This is a genomic window from Alistipes sp. UBA6068, assembly GCF_949428155.1.
Classification (GTDB): domain Bacteria; phylum Bacteroidota; class Bacteroidia; order Bacteroidales; family Rikenellaceae; genus Alistipes; species Alistipes muris.
This window is the reverse complement of sequence record NZ_CASQFS010000008.1, coordinates 1-17,543: the sequence shown is the minus strand read 5'-3', so window position 1 is coordinate 17,543 and position 17,543 is coordinate 1. Positions and strand designations below refer to the sequence as shown.

The 17,543-nt window shown below is 60.0% G+C and carries 12 protein-coding genes; 10 read left to right on the top strand and 2 right to left on the bottom strand.

All coding sequences use genetic code 11. From position 1 onward, the window contains the following. The first annotated feature begins 180 nt into the window (after positions 1-180). Together gyrA and QVG21_RS05955 are read left to right on the top strand one after the other, a co-directional pair. Positions 181-2,751, top strand: coding sequence for a DNA gyrase subunit A (gene gyrA, locus QVG21_RS05960; protein ID WP_287923039.1), 2,571 nt, complete (start codon positions 181-183; stop codon positions 2,749-2,751). 35 nt (positions 2,752-2,786) lie between these two features. Further along, on the top strand, positions 2,787-4,133 hold the full coding sequence (locus tag QVG21_RS05955) for a tetratricopeptide repeat protein (protein ID WP_251214860.1): 1,347 nt from the start codon (positions 2,787-2,789) through the stop codon (positions 4,131-4,133). A 162-nt stretch (positions 4,134-4,295) separates the two neighbouring features. Here the strand turns inward: QVG21_RS05955 and QVG21_RS05950 are convergent, their stop codons facing one another. Together QVG21_RS05950 and QVG21_RS05945 are read right to left on the bottom strand one after the other, a co-directional pair. Continuing rightward, on the bottom strand, positions 4,296-5,342 hold the full coding sequence (locus tag QVG21_RS05950) for a sugar kinase (protein ID WP_287923036.1): 1,047 nt from the start codon (positions 5,340-5,342) through the stop codon (positions 4,296-4,298). 75 nt (positions 5,343-5,417) lie between these two features. Further along, the gene (locus QVG21_RS05945) at positions 5,418-6,530 is read right to left on the bottom strand and encodes a BT3233 family polysaccharide utilization protein (protein ID WP_287923034.1); all 1,113 of its coding nucleotides are present in this window, start codon (positions 6,528-6,530) and stop codon (positions 5,418-5,420) included. Between the two features lie 198 nt (positions 6,531-6,728). Between QVG21_RS05945 and uxaC the strand changes: the two genes are divergently transcribed. The 8 genes from uxaC (at position 6,729) to QVG21_RS05905 (ending at position 17,367) form a co-directional block, all read left to right on the top strand. After that, on the top strand, positions 6,729-8,141 hold the full coding sequence (gene uxaC / locus QVG21_RS05940) for a glucuronate isomerase (protein WP_287923032.1): 1,413 nt from the start codon (positions 6,729-6,731) through the stop codon (positions 8,139-8,141). Between the two features lie 18 nt (positions 8,142-8,159). Continuing rightward, the gene (locus QVG21_RS05935) at positions 8,160-9,179 is read left to right on the top strand and encodes a sugar kinase (RefSeq protein ID WP_251214856.1); all 1,020 of its coding nucleotides are present in this window, start codon (positions 8,160-8,162) and stop codon (positions 9,177-9,179) included. A gap of 209 nt (positions 9,180-9,388) precedes the next feature. Further along, positions 9,389-10,063 carry a bifunctional 4-hydroxy-2-oxoglutarate aldolase/2-dehydro-3-deoxy-phosphogluconate aldolase gene (locus tag QVG21_RS05930; protein ID WP_287923030.1) on the top strand — a complete coding sequence of 225 codons (675 nt, stop codon included), beginning with the start codon at positions 9,389-9,391 and terminating at the stop codon, positions 10,061-10,063. A 105-nt stretch (positions 10,064-10,168) separates the two neighbouring features. Next, complete coding sequence (locus QVG21_RS05925) at positions 10,169-11,614, top strand: MFS transporter (protein WP_251214854.1); 1,446 nt, start codon at positions 10,169-10,171, stop codon at positions 11,612-11,614. 16 nt (positions 11,615-11,630) lie between these two features. Next, positions 11,631-13,088: a tagaturonate reductase gene (locus QVG21_RS05920; protein ID WP_287923028.1), complete on the top strand. Its 1,458-nt coding sequence runs from the start codon at positions 11,631-11,633 to the stop codon at positions 13,086-13,088. 72 nt (positions 13,089-13,160) lie between these two features. Next, positions 13,161-14,651 (top strand): UxaA family hydrolase, encoded by a 1,491-nt coding sequence (locus QVG21_RS05915; RefSeq protein WP_287923027.1) that lies wholly within the window; start codon positions 13,161-13,163, stop codon positions 14,649-14,651. An 83-nt stretch (positions 14,652-14,734) separates the two neighbouring features. Beyond that, positions 14,735-15,730 (top strand): pectinesterase family protein, encoded by a 996-nt coding sequence (locus QVG21_RS05910; RefSeq protein ID WP_287923026.1) that lies wholly within the window; start codon positions 14,735-14,737, stop codon positions 15,728-15,730. After that, the gene (locus QVG21_RS05905) at positions 15,727-17,367 is read left to right on the top strand and encodes a glycoside hydrolase family 43 protein (RefSeq protein WP_287923024.1); all 1,641 of its coding nucleotides are present in this window, start codon (positions 15,727-15,729) and stop codon (positions 17,365-17,367) included. Before QVG21_RS05910 ends, QVG21_RS05905 begins: the two co-directional genes overlap by 4 nt. The last annotated feature ends 176 nt before the right edge of the window (positions 17,368-17,543 follow it).

The following is a 17,543-nucleotide window of genomic DNA, read 5'->3' as shown; positions in this document are numbered from 1 at the left end:
TCCCCGACACCCTGTCGGGGAATTTTTTTTGTGCCGTCAAACGGGCTGAAAAGTGCCGAAAAACGGGTGTTGCCGGAAAAATATCTTTCCGCGAAGCGTATTTTTGCGGCGCAAAATTGCTCAGAACGAAAATAAATCGTATTTTTGTTCGTTGAATACTATGAAATTCCAGAACCCGAAATGTTGACTGAAGAAGAAAAGAATGCCGGGTTGGTGGGGCGCATCATCCCCATCAACATCGAGGAGCAGATGAAGTCGGCCTACATCGACTATTCGATGTCGGTCATCGTCTCCCGTGCCTTGCCCGACGTGCGCGACGGTCTGAAGCCCGTGCACCGGCGCATCCTCTACGATATGAGTGCGGAGTTGAACCTCTATTCCGACAAGCCCACGCGTAAGTCGGCGCGTATCGTCGGCGACGTGCTGGGTAAGTTCCACCCCCACGGCGACGGTTCGGTCTACGACGCCATGGTGCGTCTGGCCCAGGAGTGGTCGATGCGTTATCCGCTCGTCGACGGCCAGGGTAACTTCGGTTCGATGGACGGCGATTCGCCTGCGGCCATGCGTTATACCGAGGCCCGCATGCGCAAGATTACCGACGAGGTGATGGCCGACATCGACAAGGAGACCATCGACTGGACGCTCAACTTCGACGACACCATCGACGAGCCTACGGTCCTGCCTACGAAGATTCCCCTGTTGATTGTCAACGGCGCCAGCGGTATCGCCGTCGGTATGGCCACCAACATGGCTCCGCACAACCTCTCCGAGGTCGTCGACGCCTGCTGTGCCTATGTCGACAATCCCGAAATCACGGGCGAGGAGCTCCTGGACTACGTCAAGGGCCCCGACTTCCCCACGGGCGGCATCATCTACGGTTACGAGGGGGTCAAGGAGGCCATGCTCACGGGCCGCGGCCGCGTCGTCATGCGCGCCAAGACCGAAATCGAGCATACGCCCAGCGGCCGCGAGTGCATCGTCATCACTGAAATTCCCTATATGATCAATAAGGCGGAGATGATCAAGAAAATCGCCGACATGATCAACGACAAGAAGATCGAGGGTATTTCCTATATCAACGACGAGTCCGACCGCAACGGCCTGCGTATCATCGTCATCCTCAAGCAGGATGCCGTCGCCAGCGTCGTGCTCAATACGTTGTTCAAGAATACGCCGTTGCAGACGTCGTTCGCCGTCAACAACATCGCGTTGGTCAACGGGCGGCCGCAGCTGCTCTCCATGCGCGAGCTCATCAAGCACTTCATCGACCACCGCCACGACGTCGTCGTGCGCCGCACGCGTTTCGACAAGCGCAAGGCCGAGGAGCGCTTGCATATCGTGCAGGGTCTGTTGATCGCGCAGGACAACATCGACGAAATCGTGCAGATCATCCGTTCGTCGCAGACTCCCGACGCCGCCAAGCAGACCATGATCGAGCGCTTCGACCTCTCCGACATCCAGGCTTCGGCCATCATCGAGATGCGTCTGCGCGCCCTCACCGGGTTGGAGCACGGCAAGCTCATCGCCGAGCGCGACGAGTTGATGAAGCTCATCGCCCATTTGCAGGAGGTGCTCGAAAACGAATCGTTGCAGTTCCGGATTATCAAGGACGAGTTGTTGGAGATGAAGGCCAAGTACGGCGACGAGCGGCGTTCCGAAATCGTCTACGCTTCCGAGGAGTTCAACCCCGAGGATTTCTATGCCGACGACGACATGGTCATCACCATTTCGCACATGGGTTATATCAAGCGTACGCCGTTGGCCGAGTACCGCACGCAGCATCGCGGCGGCGTCGGCGCCAAGGGCAGCGCTACGCGCGACGAGGACTTCATCGAGCACATCTACGTCGCGTCGATGCACAATACCATGTTGTTCTTCACCGAGAAGGGGCGTTGCTATTGGCTCAAGGTCTACGAGATTCCCGAGGGGGCGCGTTCGTCCAAGGGGCGTGCCATCCAGAACGTCATCCGCATCGAGCCCGACGATAAGGTGCGCGCTTATATCAACGTCAAGCGGCTCGACGACCAGGAGTATGTCGACAGCAACTACATCATCATGTGTACCAAGGACGGTACCATCAAGAAGACCAAGTTGGAGGCTTATTCGCGGCCGCGGCAGAATGGCGTCAACGCCATCGTCATCCGCGAGGGCGACCAGCTCATCGAGGCCAAGCTCACCAGCGGGTCGGCCGAGGTGATGATCGCCGCCAAGGAGGGCAAGGCCATCCGGTTCAACGAAGCTACGGTGCGGCCTATCGGGCGCGTCGGCGCCGGTGTGCGCGGTATTTCGCTCGAGGGCGACGACGAGGTGGTCGGTATGATTTGCATCGAGCCCGACGACAAGCGCGACGTGTTGGTGCTCAGCGAGAACGGTTACGGCAAGCGTACCGACCTCGACGAGTACCGCATCACCAACCGCGGCGGCAAGGGCGTGAAGACCATCAACATTACCGAGAAGACCGGCAAGTTGATTGCCATTCAGTCCGTCACCGACGAGAACGACCTGATGATCATCAACCGTTCGGGTCTCACCATCCGTACTTCCGTCGGGCAGATTCGCCTGGCCGGGCGTGCTACGCAGGGCGTGCGCATCATCAACCTCCGCGAGGGCGACGCCATCGCTTCGGTCATGGCCGTGCCCGCTTCCGACGAGGAGCCCGAAACGGCCGAGGGCCAGCAGCCTGCCGAGGGCGGTGTTCCCGAATCCGGTGCGGCTCCCGCGGCCGAGGGTCAGCAGCCCGCCGAGGAATAGTCTCATACCTATGTAAAACCTTAAATTCCATACTTATGAAAAAAACGATTTGGATGGCTTTTGCAGCGTTGATGCTGGCAGCTCCCGTTGCGAACGCCCAGAAAGTGAACGAATCGGCTTTCCGCTCCAAGATCGAAAAGAGCAATGCCGACATCGCCGACGCCAAGAAGAACGGCAAGGCTTCGACGTGGATCAACCGCGGCAAGGCGTTCTACGAGGCGGCTGCCGAGCCTACCAAGAACCTCTTCCCCAACATGGACGCCCCGATGCTCAAGTTGGCCGTCGGCGAGCCGAAAGCGGTGAGTGCGGCCGAAATCGGCGGGCAGCCCTGCGAGGCGTGGGAGTATCCCTATTTCACGGTCTATATCCGCAACGGTAAGGTCGCTACCTGGAAGCAGACCCGCCAGATTGTCGACAACGCCGTTCCGCAGGCTATCGAGGCTTACAACAAGGCTTACGAAATCGACCCCAAGGCGGGCGACAAGGTCAAGGCCGGGCTCAAGCAGGTCAGCGATTATTGTTCGATGGCCGGCAATGCCGAGCTCGACCTGGGCAATTCCGCGGCTGCTGCCGACGCTTACATGCAGGCTTTCGAGGCGCAGTCCGGTCCCGCTTACGGGCAGGCCGACCCCGTGCTGCTCTACTATGCGGGTTACCTGCGTACGTTCGACGGCGCTAACCACCCCGAATCGTTCGCGCTCGGTTCCGAGTACCTCAACATGGCGCTCGACCGGGGTTATACCGACGAGGAGGGCAATATCTATTATTACCTCTTCCACAGTTATTACGGTCAGAAGGACAACGATCCCGCTTTCGTGACGCGCGCCAAGGATGCGTTGCTCACCGGTATCGAGAAGTTCCCCAAGAACGAGCGGATTCTCGAAGGGCTGATGCAGCTCTACACTTCGGAGCCCAACGTCGGCGACCCGGCCGATTTGGTGGCCATGATCGAGAGCGCCATCGCCGAGAATCCCGAGAATATCGACTTGTGGTTCAGCCGCGGCCGTACGTTCTTCGCGTTGAAGAACTACGACGAGAGCATCGCTTCGTTCGCCAAGGTCGTGGAGTTGCAGCCCGAGATGTTCGAGGGTTATTATTTCCTCGGTTACATGTACACGGTCAAGGGCGACGCCATGAACGACGCCATCGGTAAGAACACTTACAACAGCCAGTCGGCTTACGATGCCGACCAGAAGGCCGTGACCGAGGTTTACCTCGCCGCCGTGCCTTATTTCGAGAAGGCGCACCAGCTCAAGCCCGACCACTTCGAGACGATTCAGTTGCTCAAGCAGCTTTGCTTCCGTCTGCGCGACGAGGAGGGCATCATGGACAAGTACAACACTTACAACACTTTGTTCCAGCAGGCCCAGGCCAATCAGTAGGCCGTCCGGCCGTTTGTTAGAAAGGCTGTCCCGATTGTCGGGACAGCCTTTTCGTTTCGGGGCGTCGTAGGGTGGTTTTTCATACGCCGCGCAGGCGCGGCCGTTTTTGCGGGTATGGCGCTGGTCGGTGGCGCGGCCGTTTCTGTGGCCCAAAAAATTTCCTTATCGCGCAATCCGGCCCGAAGCACTGCCGCCCACCAGGGCATCGACTTCTTCGACCGTCATACGGTTGTAGTCGCCCGGTACGGTGTTCTTCAGCGCGCAGGCCGCGGCTCCGAAGTCCAGCGCCTGTTGGGGCGTGCGGCCCGCATGCAGGCTGTATATGATGCCGCCCACGAACGCGTCGCCCACGCCTACGCAGTCGACCACAGGTTCGATTTCGTAGACCCGCGTCGTCAGCAGGCGCCCCTCGGTGCTGAGGGTGCCCGATACGGTATGGTGGTTGGCGTTGAGTACGTTGCGCAGGGCGAATACCGCCATGCGGCAGTTCGGGAAGCGTGCCGCCGTCTCCCGGGCTGCCGCTTCGTAGTCCGCCGGGTCGAGTTTGTCGTTTGCTTCGCGGTTTTTCAGCGTCGGGACGCCGATGCCCGCTACCGTGGCGTATTCGTCGTCCGTGCCGAAAAGGACGTCGCATTCGCCCATCATCGGCACAAGCACTTCGCGGGCCGTCTTGCCGTAGCGCCACAGGTTTTTGCGGTAGTTGATGTCGCACGAGACCGTCAGCCCCAGCCGGCGCGCCGCGCCGATGGCTTCGGCGCACACTTCGGCCGTGTCGGCGCTCACAGCCGCCGCAATGCCCGACCAGTGGAACCAGCCCGCATCGCGGAACGTCTCCTCCCAGTCGATCATCCCCGGCCGCAGCGCGTCGAACGACGAGCCCGCCCGGTCGTAGACCACCTGCGAGGAGCGGATGGACGCCGCCTTTTCCATGTAGTAGAGCCCCATGCGGTCGCCGCCGCGGACTATGCGGCCCGTCTCCACGCCGTTGCGGCGCAGGTCTTCGACGGCCGCCGTCGCTATCTTGTTGGCGGGCAGGCACGTGACGAATTCGCTGCGGACGCCGTAGTTGGCCAGCGACACCGCTACGTTGGCTTCGCTGCCCCCGAAGGTGACTTCGTAGACGGGGCTTTGGTCGAAACGGCGGTTCGCGGGCGGCGTCAGCCGGAGCATGATTTCGCCGAAGGTGACTATTTTTCGGGTGTTTTCCATTTTCTCGGTGCCTTTTTGCGGCAAGACCCGGGAGCGGGTCCCGGGCCTCGTCGTCTCTTCGGTGGTCGGTTTTCGTCAGCGGACTATGCGTACTTCGAGGGGTGTTTGCAGCGCGGCCGCCGCTTCGGCCGTGGTCGCGGTCCAATGGTCCATGCCGTCCACACCGCCTTTGCTCCAGCCCGAGCCTGCGTAGTAGACCAGCGGTTGGCCGTCGGCCGCCGTCTTCACGGCCAGCGCATGGCCCAGCGTGTCGGGCAGGATTTCGGCGCCCGGCAGTACGATGGCCAGATAGATGTCGCCGTCGCTCGCCGGGTCGGCCGAATCCGAAGCCGCTTCGCGCAGCGCGAACCAGCCCTCGCCCTGCGCGAACGCCTTGACGTCGTGGCGTACCACGCCCGCGGCTATCGGCAGTTCGGCGGCTCCCGTGTAGCGGTTTTCCATCCGCGAGAAGCGCGATCCCGCGTCCAGCGATATGGTCTTGACCAGCGACACTTGTTTGCCGTCCACGTCGAACGGCGCGTAGGTCAGTTCCACCGTCGTGCGGATGGGGCCGTTGTCGAGGGTGCGCTGCGCGGCGTAGTTGTGGCCCATCATCCAGAACTTGCCGCCCGCGAACGGCAGCGAGGCTCCCGAGCCCAGCGTCACGCCCACTTTGTAGCAGTCCATGCCGTCGCCGTAGTCGTGGTGATAGTGGCCGCGGGCATAGCGTTCGTCGATTACCAGGCGGTCGGTCGACTTCACCCATACGTCGATGCCCGGGGTGATGAGTTTCTCGGGCGAGGTCTCAAGCGCCGGGCCGTAGAGCCGGTAGGCTACCTTGTCGTTTTCCCATGCGTAGTCATCGTAGCGTTCGGGTACCTGGCGGCCGTAGGCTTTCGACGGGTAGGCTTCGCGTTCGCCCTCGGCGACGGTGAAGCGCAGCGTCTGCCCGGCTTCGGCGTCGGTCTGGAATATCAGCGCCTGCGGTTTTTCGTGCCCGGCGTAGATCACCTGCGAGGGTATCTGCTTGCCCTCCGCGTCCGTTACCACGACCGTTTCCGGCTTTACGCCCCGCAGTTCCGTCCACGCGATTTCCACGGTCTGCGCTTCGCGGGCATGCTGCGTCGGGTTGCTTACTTCGATCTGCACGCTCTGCGCACAGGATGCGAGCGCCAGCAGGGCGGCGCCCGGAATGATTTTGCGAATCATGATGTTGAATCTGTTTGCGTTGGTTGTACTGCAAAATTACGTACTTTTTCGCTTCCGTGCCAACCCGAAAGACAAATTAATATATCGGACTGGCAAATATTATACTTAATTTGGTAATTTTTCGCATTGGCGTTTCCCGATAATGTGCTAATTTTACATTCCGAAAACCGCGTAGAAATCCAAACCGAAATACCTATCATGAAACAGTTCAACGACGACAACTTCCTGTTGCAGACGCGTGCCGCCGAAAGGCTCTACCACGAGCACGCCGCCAAGATGCCGATCATCGACTACCATTGCCACCTCATTCCCGGGTACGTGGCCTCGAACCACCGCTTCGACAACCTGTCGAAAATCTGGCTGGAGGGCGACCATTACAAGTGGCGCGCCATGCGTACCAACGGCGTCGACGAGCGGTTCTGCACGGGTAAGGATACTTCCGACTGGGAGAAGTTCGAGAAGTGGGCCGAGACGGTTCCTTATACCATGCGCAACCCCTTGTACCACTGGACCCACCTGGAGCTCAAGACGGCGTTCGGCGTCACCGACCTGCTCTGCCCGCAGACCGCGCGCAAGATTTACGACGAGTGCACCGAGAAGTTGCAGAAGCCCGAGTTCTTCGCCCGCGGTCTGATGCAGCACTACAACGTCGAGGTCGTCTGCACCACCGACGACCCCGTCGATTCGCTGGAGCACCATATCAAGGTCGCCGAGGACGGTTTCGCCGTGCGGATGCTGCCCACATGGCGTCCCGACAAGGCCATGGCCGTCGAGGTGCCCGCCAATTTCCGCGCTTACATCGAGAAGCTCTCCGAGGTCTCGGGCGTCGAAATCCGCAAGTTCTCCGACGTCATCGACGCCCTGCGCGTGCGTCACAAGTTCTTCGAGCAGGTGGGCTGCCGCCTTTCGGACCACGGCATCGAGGAGTTCTACGCCGAGGATTACACGCAGGCCGAAATCGACGCTATCTTTAATAAGGTGTTCGGCGGTACGGAGCTATCGCGTGAGGAAATCCGCAAGTTCAAGACGGCCATGATGGTCGAATTCGCCGTCATGGACCACGAGACGGGTTGGACCCAGCAGTTCCACTACGGCGCCATCCGCGACAACAATTCGCGCATGTTCCGTCAGTTGGGTCCCGACACCGGGTTCGATTCCATCGGCGACTTCACCGTGGGCAAGGCCATGTCCAAGTTCTTCGACATGCTCGACCGCAACGACAAGCTCACCAAGACCATCATCTACAACCTCAATCCCCGCGACAACGAGCTCGTCGCTACCATGCTCGGCAACTTCCAGGACGGCCGTTACGGCGCCGGGAAGATCCAGTTCGGTTCGGGTTGGTGGTTCCTCGACCAGAAGGACGGCATGGAGAAGCAGATGAACGCCCTTTCGACGCTGGGTCTCTTGAGCCGTTTCGTCGGCATGCTCACCGATTCGCGGTCGTTCCTCTCGTACCCGCGCCACGAGTATTTCCGCCGTACGCTCTGCAACCTGTTGGGCAACGACATCGAGCAGGGTCTGTTGCCCGCGTCGGAAATCGAGTTCATCGGCCGCGAAATCGTCGAGGGCGTATGTTACCGCAATGCCAAGAATTATTTCCAATTTTAATCAATCGTCAATAACCCTATGAAAATCGTCACTTTGGGTGAAATCATGCTGCGCCTTTCGACGCCCGGCAACACCCGTTTCGTTCAGTCCGATTCGTTCGACGTCGTCTACGGCGGCGGCGAGGCCAATGTGGCCGTCAGCTGCGCCAACTACGGTCACGACGCCTATTTCGTTTCCAAGCTGCCCAAGCACGAAATCGGTCAGTCGGCTGTCAACGCACTGCGCAAATACGGTGTCAGGACCGATTTCATCGCCCGCGGCGGCGACCGCGTAGGTATCTATTACCTCGAAACGGGTGCTTCGATGCGTCCCTCGAAGGTCATCTACGACCGCGCCCACTCGGCCATCGCCGAGGCCGACGCTGCCGATTTCGATTTCGACGCCATCATGGAGGGAGCCCAGTGGTTCCATTGGTCGGGCATCACGCCGGCCATCTCCGACAAGGCCGCCGAGCTCACCCGCCTGGCCTGCGAGGCTGCCAAGCGCCACGGCGTCACGGTTTCGGTCGACCTCAATTTCCGCAAGAAGCTCTGGACCAAGGAGAAGGCCCAGTCCATCATGCGTCCTCTGATGCAGTACGTCGACGTCTGCATCGGTAACGAGGAGGACGCTGAGCTGTGTCTCGGTTTCAAGCCCGACGCCAACGTCGAGGGCGGCGAGACCAACGCCGAGGGTTACAAGGGCATCTTCCGTCAGATGGCCGAGACGTTCGGGTTCAAGTACGTCATTTCGACCTTGCGCGAATCGTTCTCCGCTACGCACAACGGGTGGAAAGCCATGATTTACAACGGCCAGGAGTTCTACGAGTCGAAGCGTTACGACATCGATCCCATCATCGACCGCGTCGGCGGCGGCGATTCGTTCTCCGGCGGTATCATCCACGGTCTGCTGACCAAGCCCACGCAGGGCGAGGCCCTCGAGTTCGCCGTGGCCGCTTCGGCGTTGAAGCACACCATCAACGGCGACTTCAACCTCGTTTCGGTCGAGGAGGTCGAATCCTTGGCCGGCGGCAACGCCAACGGGCGCGTACAGCGTTAGAAATTAAAAATTCGGTTGTCCGGCTGATTCGCGGTGCAGCTCATGGAGTTGCACCGCGGGTTCCGCAGACCGCAGCCGCATAGTTGAATTCCGATTGGAAATTTTCGGTCGTCATTCTTCTGTTTCGGAGCCTTTGACTTCATTCAGAATGGCACCGCGTTGAAAACCGGAAATTCACTTTTCACTCTTCACCTTTCACTTTATAAAAAATGGCAAGATTCAATAAGTCTCAGGTCATGGAAGCCATCGGCAAGACCGGTATGGTTCCCGTGTTCTATCATGCCGACGCCGAGATCGCCAAGCAGGTTCTCAAGGCTTGTTACGAGGGCGGTGTGCGTGCTTTCGAGTTCACCAACCGCGGCGACTTCGCTTCGGAGGTCTTCATCGAGTTGGTGAAGTTCGCCGCCAAGGAGTGCCCCGACATGGTGTTGGGCATCGGTTCCATCGTCGACGCGCCCACAGCTGCCCTCTATATGCAGTACGGCGCTAATTTCGTCGTCGGCCCTTACCTTAATCCCGACGTCGCCAAGGTTTGCAACCGCCACCTCGTGCCTTATACGCCCGGGTGCGGTTCCGTCACCGAAATCGGTACGGCGCAGGAGTTGGGCTGCGACCTCACCAAGGTCTTCCCCGCTGGCAACGTCGGCGGTCCGTCGTTCGTCAAGAACGTCAAGGCGCCGCTGCCGTGGTCCAATATCATGGCTACGGGCGCCGTCGAGCCCACCGAGGAGAACCTCACCGCGTGGTTCAAGGCCGGCGTCTTCTGCGTCGGCATGGGTTCGCAGCTCTTCCCCAAGGAGGCCATCGCCGCCAAGGAGTGGAAGGCCATCACCGAGAAATGCCGCTTCGCCCTCGGCATCATCGCCGCCGTAAGGGGTAAATAGGGTAGACGGGGACTTTCCGCGTCCCGACAGCAGGGGCGCGGAAGTTCTTCGCCGCGCGGCTGCCGCCGTCCCGATTCAACCGAAACTTTTAACCGGAAATCTTAAATGACTGATATCAAGAAAAACATGACGAACTGGCGTTGGTGGATGTGCCTGCTTTTGTTCGTCGCCACCACGGTCAATTACCTCGACCGTCAGGTGCTTTCGCTCACCTGGAAGGACTTCATCGCCCCCGAGTTCCATTGGACCGATTCCGATTACGGTACCATCACGGGTTTCTTCTCCATCTTCTACGCCGTCGCCTGCCTTTTCGCGGGTAAGTTCGTCGATTGGATGGGTACCAAGAAAGGTTACCTTTGGGCCATCGGCATCTGGTCGTTCGGCGCCTGTCTCCACGCCGTTTGCGGTTGGGCCACCATGCACATCGAGGGTTACGCTTCGCTCGAAGCCATGCGCGCCGTCGAGTACGGCACCGAGGCTGCCATAGCCATCGCCACCGTCAGCGTCTGGTTGTTCCTCGTCTGCCGCGCCATCCTCGCCCTCGGCGAAGCCGGCAACTTCCCCGCCGCCATCAAGGTCACCGCCGAGTATTTCCCCAAGAAGGACCGTGCATTCGCCACGTCGCTCTTCAACGCCGGGGCTTCGGTCGGGGCGCTCGTCGCTCCGCTCTCCATTCCCGTCCTCGCTTCGGCTTGGGGTTGGGAGATGGCTTTCATCATCATCGGCGCCCTCGGTTTCGTGTGGATGTTCTTTTGGATTTTCATGTACGACAAGCCCCGCGAATCCCGGTTCGTCAACCAGGCCGAGCTCGATTACATGTTGCAGGACGAGGCCGGGCAGCCCGCCGAGACCAAGTCCGCAGACGACGAAAAGGCCATTCCGTTCATCCGTTGCTTCGGTTACAAGCAGACCTGGTCGTTCATCGTCGGCAAGTTCTTCACCGACGGCGTGTGGTGGTTCTACCTCTTCTGGGCTCCGGCCTACTTCTCCGAGTGCGGTTATTCGATGGAGACTACCACCGGTAAGATGCTCGTTTTCGTGCTCTACCTCATCGTCACCGTCATCTCCATCGGCGGCGGTTACCTGCCTAAGTTCTTCGTCGAGCAGAAGCGTATGGAGCCTTATTCGGGCCGTATGCTCGCTATGTTGATTTTCGCTTTCTTCCCTTTGCTGGCGTTGTTCGCACAGCCGTTGCAGGGTCTTTCCGTCTGGTTCCCCGCCGTCATCATCGGTATCGCGGGCGCCGGGCACCAGGCTTGGTCGGCCAACCTCTTTTCCACCATCGGCGACATGTTCCCCAAGTCGACCATCGCCACCATCACGGGCATCGGCGCCATGGCCGGGGGTATCGGTTCGTTCCTCATCAACAAGGGGGCCGGTATGTTGTTCGATTATTCCGCCGCCCAGGGCGAGGCGTTCTCGTTCTTCGGGTTCAGCGGCAAGCCCGCAGGTTACATGATCGTCTTCTGCATCTGCGCCGTGGCTTACCTGTTCGCGTGGTTCATCATGAAGAGCCTCGTGCCCAAGTACAAACCTATCGTGTTGAAGTAATCTCAAATCAATTGCAATGATCAAGCAGCTCAATAAGTCTGCCGTCTCCAAGCCGGAGCGGCCCGTCAGAATCCTCCAGTTCGGCGAGGGCAATTTCCTGCGTGCGTTCGTCGACTGGCAGATCGACATCGCCAACGAGAAGGGCGTCATGAATTCGGGCGTGGCCATCTGCCAGCCCATCCTCGACCCCGAGCACAAGGTGCTCGGCATGATCGACATGCTCCATAAGCAGGACAACCTCTACCACGTCTACCTGGAGGGTATCGAGAACAAGCAGCCCAAGAAGGACGTGCGGCTCGTCAAGAGCGTCATGGATTCGTTCAATCCCTATGTCGATTATGCGAAGTACGAGCAGTATTTCCTCTCGCCCGAGTTGAAGATCACCATCTCCAACACCACCGAGGCCGGTATCCGTTACGAGGAGGGCGACGACCTCACGGCCTGCCCGCCCAAGTCGTACCCCGCCAAGATGACCGCCTTGCTTTACAAGCGTTTCAAGCACTTCGGCGGCGACCCCTCCAAGGGGCTTTGCATCATCTGCTGCGAGCTCATCGAGAACAACGGTTCCACGCTCCACGAGTACGTCATCAGGCACGCCGAGTATAACAAGTTGGGGCAGGATTTCATCGACTGGGTCGAGCAGAACTGCCACTTCTGCGATACGCTCGTCGACCGCATCGTCCCCGGGTTCCCGCGCGACACCATCAACGAGATCAAGGAGGAGTTAGGTTTCGACGACAATCTCGTCGTCAAGGCCGAGTTGTACCACCTCTGGGCTATCGGCGGTCCCGGTTACAAGGAGGTCATGAAGGAGCTGCCGCTCGACAAGGCAGGTCTGCACGTCATCTTCATGCCCTCTATCAAGCAGTTCCGCGACAAGAAGGTGCGCATTCTCAACGGGTCGCACACCGGCATGGTGCCCATCGCCTTGCAGATGGGTTGCGAGACCGTCATGGACGCGTTCAATACGCCCGCTATCGAGAAGTTCATCAACGACATGGTCGCCGAGGAGGTGATTCCCATGATCGAGGAGGACCAGGCCGAGCTGAAGCGGTTCGCCGCCGGGATTCTGGAGCGTTTCTACAACCCCTATATCAAGCACATGCTCAAGTCCATTTCGCTCAATTCGCTGTCGAAATGGGAGGCCCGCAATTATCCCACCGTCAAGGACAATTGGTTCAAGGCCAAGCGCGTGGCTCAGCACGAGTGTTTCACGTTCGCCGCGTTGTTGTCGCTCTACGGTCCCGAAAGCGGGTTCCAGCCCGACGATACGCAGGAGTTCGTCGATTTCATTCGTAAGAACTGGAATCCCGCCGACTTGGAGGCCACCGTCGCGAAGATCGTGAAAGAAAGCGGTATCTTCACCGTCGATTTCTCCGAGGTGCCGGGCTTCGTTCCCGCCGTCGCCGCTTACCTCGCCGACATCCGCGGACTGGGTATGGCCAAGGCGTTGGACAAGTTCCTCAGCAAGTAGACCCATCGTTCATCCGGGGCGGGTGTTCTTCGCAGGAAGAGCGTGCCCGCCCCTTTTTTCGAGTATAGAGCCATGAAACGGTTTCTGAAAATCAACGCCGCGGACAACGTCGCCGTGGCCCTCGCCGACAACCTTTGGGCCGGCGAGTCGTTCGACGTCGACGGCGTGCAGGTCACCCTGCGCGAGACCGTCGCCCGCGGTCATAAGTTCGCCTTGCGCGACATCGCCGAGGGCGAGAACATCGTCAAGTACGGTTATCCCATCGGCCACGCTGCCGAGCCGATTCCTGCCGGTGCGTGGATTCATTCCCACAACCTCAAAACCAACCTCCGCGACGACTTGGAGTACGCCTATGCGCCCAAGGTCTACGAGGTCGGTTATCCCAAGAGCGACGCCAAGGTCATGGGTTACCTCCGCAAGGACGGTACGATGGGCATCCGCAACGAGTTGTGGATCGTCCCCTCGGTCGGGTGCGTCAACGGGCAGGCGCAGGCCATCGCCGAGCGCGTCAAGGCCGAGTGCGATTGTTCGCACCTCGACGACGTGCGGGTCTATACCCATAATTACGGTTGTTCGCAGTTGGGTGACGACCACGCCAATACACAGCGGGCCCTCGCCGCTTTGATCAAGCATCCCAATGCCGGGGCGGTCCTCGTCCTGGGTCTCGGGTGCGAGAACAACCAGGTTTCGGCCCTCAAGGAGACCATCGGCGAGTGGGACGCCGAGCGCGTGAAGTTCCTCATCGCCCAGGAGGTCGAGGACGAAATCGCCGCAGGTTTCGAGATTTGCCGCGAGCTCGTCGAGAAGACCCGCGCCGACAGGCGCCGGCCGTTGCCGCTTTCCTGCCTCCGCGTGGGGCTCAAGTGCGGCGGTTCCGACGGTTTTTCGGGCATCACGGCCAATCCGCTCGTCGGGCTTTTCTCCGATTGGCTCATCGCGCAGGGCGGCACCACCGTGCTGACCGAGGTGCCCGAGATGTTCGGCGCCGAAACCATCCTCATGGACCGCGCCGAGAGCCGGCAGGTTTTCGACCGGACGGTCTGCCTGATCAACGATTTCAAGGGTTATTTCCGCAAGTTCGACCAGCCCATCTACGAGAATCCCTCGCCCGGCAACAAGAAGGGCGGCATCACCACGCTCGAAGAGAAGTCGTTGGGGTGCGTGCAGAAAGGCGGTGCCCAGCAGGTCGTCGACGTGCTCAAGTACACGCAGCCCATTTGCAGGCAGGGGCTCAACCTCTTGCAGGCTCCGGGCAACGACCTCGTCGCCGCTTCGGCCCTCGCCTTGTCGGGGTGCCAGCTCGTGTTGTTCACCACCGGGCGCGGTACGCCGTTCGGGGCTTTCGTGCCGACGATGAAGATTTCGACCAATACGCAGCTCTCGAAATTCAAGTCCAATTGGATCGACTTCAACGCCGGAACGCTCGTCGAGGACGAGGAGCCGCAGGCCGTCCTGGAGCGTTTCATCGCCAAGGTTCTCGCCACGGCCAACGGCGAGCACCTGCTCCACGAGAAGACCGGGTTCAAGGAAATCGCCATCTTCAAGACGGGCGTTACCTTGTAATTAAAAATGAAAAATTAAGAATTGAAAATCGTCCTTTTCGCAGTATCGTGTCATTCTGAGCGTCAGCGAAGAATCTTTGTAAAATGAAACGAATCCTCCTTTTCTTCGCTTTGCTGTGCGGCTGTTGCGTTGCGGCGCAGGAGAAGTTAGTGTATGTCGTCGACTGCAACGGCGGCGGGGATTTCACCTCCGTGCAGGCGTGTTTCGATGCGTTGCCTTCCAAGCCCGCAGCGTGGCGCACCGTGCGCATCATGCCCGGTACTTACCGCGAGAAAGTCACCTTGGACGTCTACAAGGACAAGGTCCGAATCGTCGGCGTGGGCGGTCGCGACAGCGTGCGCATCGTTTGGAGCGACTTCTCGGGCAAGGTCGTCGACGGTTACGAACTGACCACCTACGATAGTTATACCATGTCCCTCCAGGCCGACGACGTGTGGCTCGAAGGGCTCACCGTCGCCAACGACGCCGGCAGGGTGGGGCAGGCCGTGGCGCTCGAAACCCGCGGCGACCGCATCTTGGTGAGCGACTGCGCGCTTGTCGGCGACCAGGATACGTTCTTCACCAAGGGGTATGTTTCGCGCGTCCATGTCGTCGATACGTATATCGAGGGTACCACCGATTTCATCTTCGGTCCCTCCATCGTCCTGTTCGACGGCTGTACGATCCATTGCAAGGCCGACAGCTACATTACAGCCGCATCGACCACCGAGCGCAACAAGTACGGCTATGTCTTCCGCGATTGCCGCGTGACGGCCGCCGACGGCGTGACGAAAGTCTACCTCGGGCGGCCTTGGAAATCCACCGCACGCACCGTGTGGCTTCGGTGCGAGTTTCCCGCCGCCATCCGCCCCGAGGGGTGGCACAACTGGCGCGACCCCGCCCGCGAGCGCACTTCGTTCTACGCCGAGTGGCGCTGCTGCGGCCCCGGTGCCGACCGCAGCCGCCGCGTGGCGTGGTCGCACGAGCTCTCCGACGACGAGGCCGCCGACTACACGCCCGAGCATATTTTCGCCAAAAAGACCGGTTCCGAGCAGTTCCGCAGCGACTGGACGGGCCGTTTCCAATCCATCGACCTATGAAAAAACTCTTTTTGCTTTTCGGCCTTTTTTCGGCCGCTGCCGTTTCGGCACAGACTGTCTGGACGCCCGATTTGGGCAACGGCAAGTACAAGAATCCCGTGCTCTACGCCGATTATTCCGACCCCGACGTCACCCGCACGGGCGACGATTTCTGGATGACTTCCTCGTCGTTCAACTGTGCCCCGGGGTTGCAGATTCTCCATTCGACCGATTTGGTGAACTGGGAAATCGTCAACACCGTCTTCACCCAGCAGCCGCCCTACGACCATTTCGACAAGCCCCGCCACGGCGAGGGGGTCTGGGCGCCTTCCATCCGCTTCCACGACGGTTGGTACTATATCTATTGGGGCAATCCCTACGTCGGCATCTACATGACCAAAACGCAGGACCCGCGCGGCGAGTGGTCGGAACCTCTCCTCATCAAGAAGGTGCTGGGCATCATCGACACCTGCCCTTTGTGGGACGACGACGGTAAGGCCTATCTGGTCCACGGTTGGGCCGGGTCGTGCGCCGGGTTGAAAAGCGTGTTGAGCGTCTGCGAAATGACGCCCGACGGCGAGCGGCTCATCGGCGAGGACGTTCTGATTTTCGACGGCCACGGCGACCATCCCACCGTCGAGGGTCCCAAGTTCTACAAGCGCAACGGCTGGTATTACGTCTTCGCTCCCGCGGGCGGCGTCAAGCCCGGCTGGCAGATCGTCCTGCGTTCCAAGTCGCCTTGGGGCCCCTACGAGTGCCGTACCGTGCTCCACCAGGGCAATACCAAGACTCCCGGCCCCCACCAGGGCGGTTTGGTCGACGACGTCGAGGGCAATTCGTGGTTCGTCCACTTCGTCGACATGTATGCCTACGGGCGGGTCGTTCATCTTCAGCCCGTCACGTGGTCCGACGACGACTGGTGCATCGTCGGCGTCGACCGCAACGGCGACGGCATCGGCGAGCCCGTCGATACTTTCCGCAAGCCTGCTTCCCGCGTCAAAAGCGCCGTCCGCACGCCTGCCGACAGCGACGAGTTCGACGGCCGCAGGCTCGGGCTGCAATGGCAGTGGCATGCCAATCCCCAGCTCGGTTGGTACTTCCCCAACCCCTCCGACGGCGAGCTTCGCCTTTATTGCCGCAACCGCCCCGAGGGTTGGCGCAACCTCTCCGACAACGGCAATCTGCTCTTGCAGAAAATCAACGCCCCGACCTATACCGCCACTACGAAGCTCCGTTTCCATCCCTCCTACGAGGGCGACCGCGCCGGGTTGATTGTCATGGGCCACGATTATGCCACCATTGGGCTGCGTTATGCCGACGGCAGGCTCTTCGTCGAGCGGACCACCTGCAAGCGCGCCATGAAAAAGGGCGCTCCCGAGACTGCCGACGCTTCGCAGCCGTTCGCCGCTTCGGGCGAGCCCGTCGACGTGTGGTTCCGGTGTCGTTTCGAGCAGCAGTGGAACGACGACACTACGCCGCGGCTGGTTTGCAGACTTTCGTTCAGCACCGACGGCAAGCGCTTCCGCGAGTTGGGCGACGCTTTCACCGCCGAGGCCGGGCATTGGATCGGCGCCAAGGTCGGTTACTTCGCCGATGCCCAGGTCCATAAGAACGATGCCGGGTGGATCGACGTCGATTGGTTCCGCACTTCCAAATAGTCCGGTTCCGACATTCAAAACAAAGCCAGCTTCCGAATCGGAGACTGGCTTTGTTTTTCGGGTGTTGTTCGGTGGTGGCTCTACCCGTCGGAAATTTTTATTGTGAATTGTGAATTGTGAATTGTGAATTGTGAATTGTGAATTGTGAATTGTGAATTGTGAATTGTGAATTGTGA

Coding starts and splice junctions, on each gene's coding strand:
- gyrA (WP_287923039.1), top strand. CDS start 181: ATGTTGACTGAAGAAGAAAAGAATGCCGGGTTGGTGGGGCGCATCATC.
- QVG21_RS05955 (WP_251214860.1), top strand. CDS start 2,787: ATGAAAAAAACGATTTGGATGGCTTTTGCAGCGTTGATGCTGGCAGCT.
- QVG21_RS05950 (WP_287923036.1), bottom strand. CDS start 5,342: ATGGAAAACACCCGAAAAATAGTCACCTTCGGCGAAATCATGCTCCGG.
- QVG21_RS05945 (WP_287923034.1), bottom strand. CDS start 6,530: ATGATTCGCAAAATCATTCCGGGCGCCGCCCTGCTGGCGCTCGCATCC.
- uxaC (WP_287923032.1), top strand. CDS start 6,729: ATGAAACAGTTCAACGACGACAACTTCCTGTTGCAGACGCGTGCCGCC.
- QVG21_RS05935 (WP_251214856.1), top strand. CDS start 8,160: ATGAAAATCGTCACTTTGGGTGAAATCATGCTGCGCCTTTCGACGCCC.
- QVG21_RS05930 (WP_287923030.1), top strand. CDS start 9,389: ATGGCAAGATTCAATAAGTCTCAGGTCATGGAAGCCATCGGCAAGACC.
- QVG21_RS05925 (WP_251214854.1), top strand. CDS start 10,169: ATGACTGATATCAAGAAAAACATGACGAACTGGCGTTGGTGGATGTGC.
- QVG21_RS05920 (WP_287923028.1), top strand. CDS start 11,631: ATGATCAAGCAGCTCAATAAGTCTGCCGTCTCCAAGCCGGAGCGGCCC.
- QVG21_RS05915 (WP_287923027.1), top strand. CDS start 13,161: ATGAAACGGTTTCTGAAAATCAACGCCGCGGACAACGTCGCCGTGGCC.
- QVG21_RS05910 (WP_287923026.1), top strand. CDS start 14,735: ATGAAACGAATCCTCCTTTTCTTCGCTTTGCTGTGCGGCTGTTGCGTT.
- QVG21_RS05905 (WP_287923024.1), top strand. CDS start 15,727: ATGAAAAAACTCTTTTTGCTTTTCGGCCTTTTTTCGGCCGCTGCCGTT.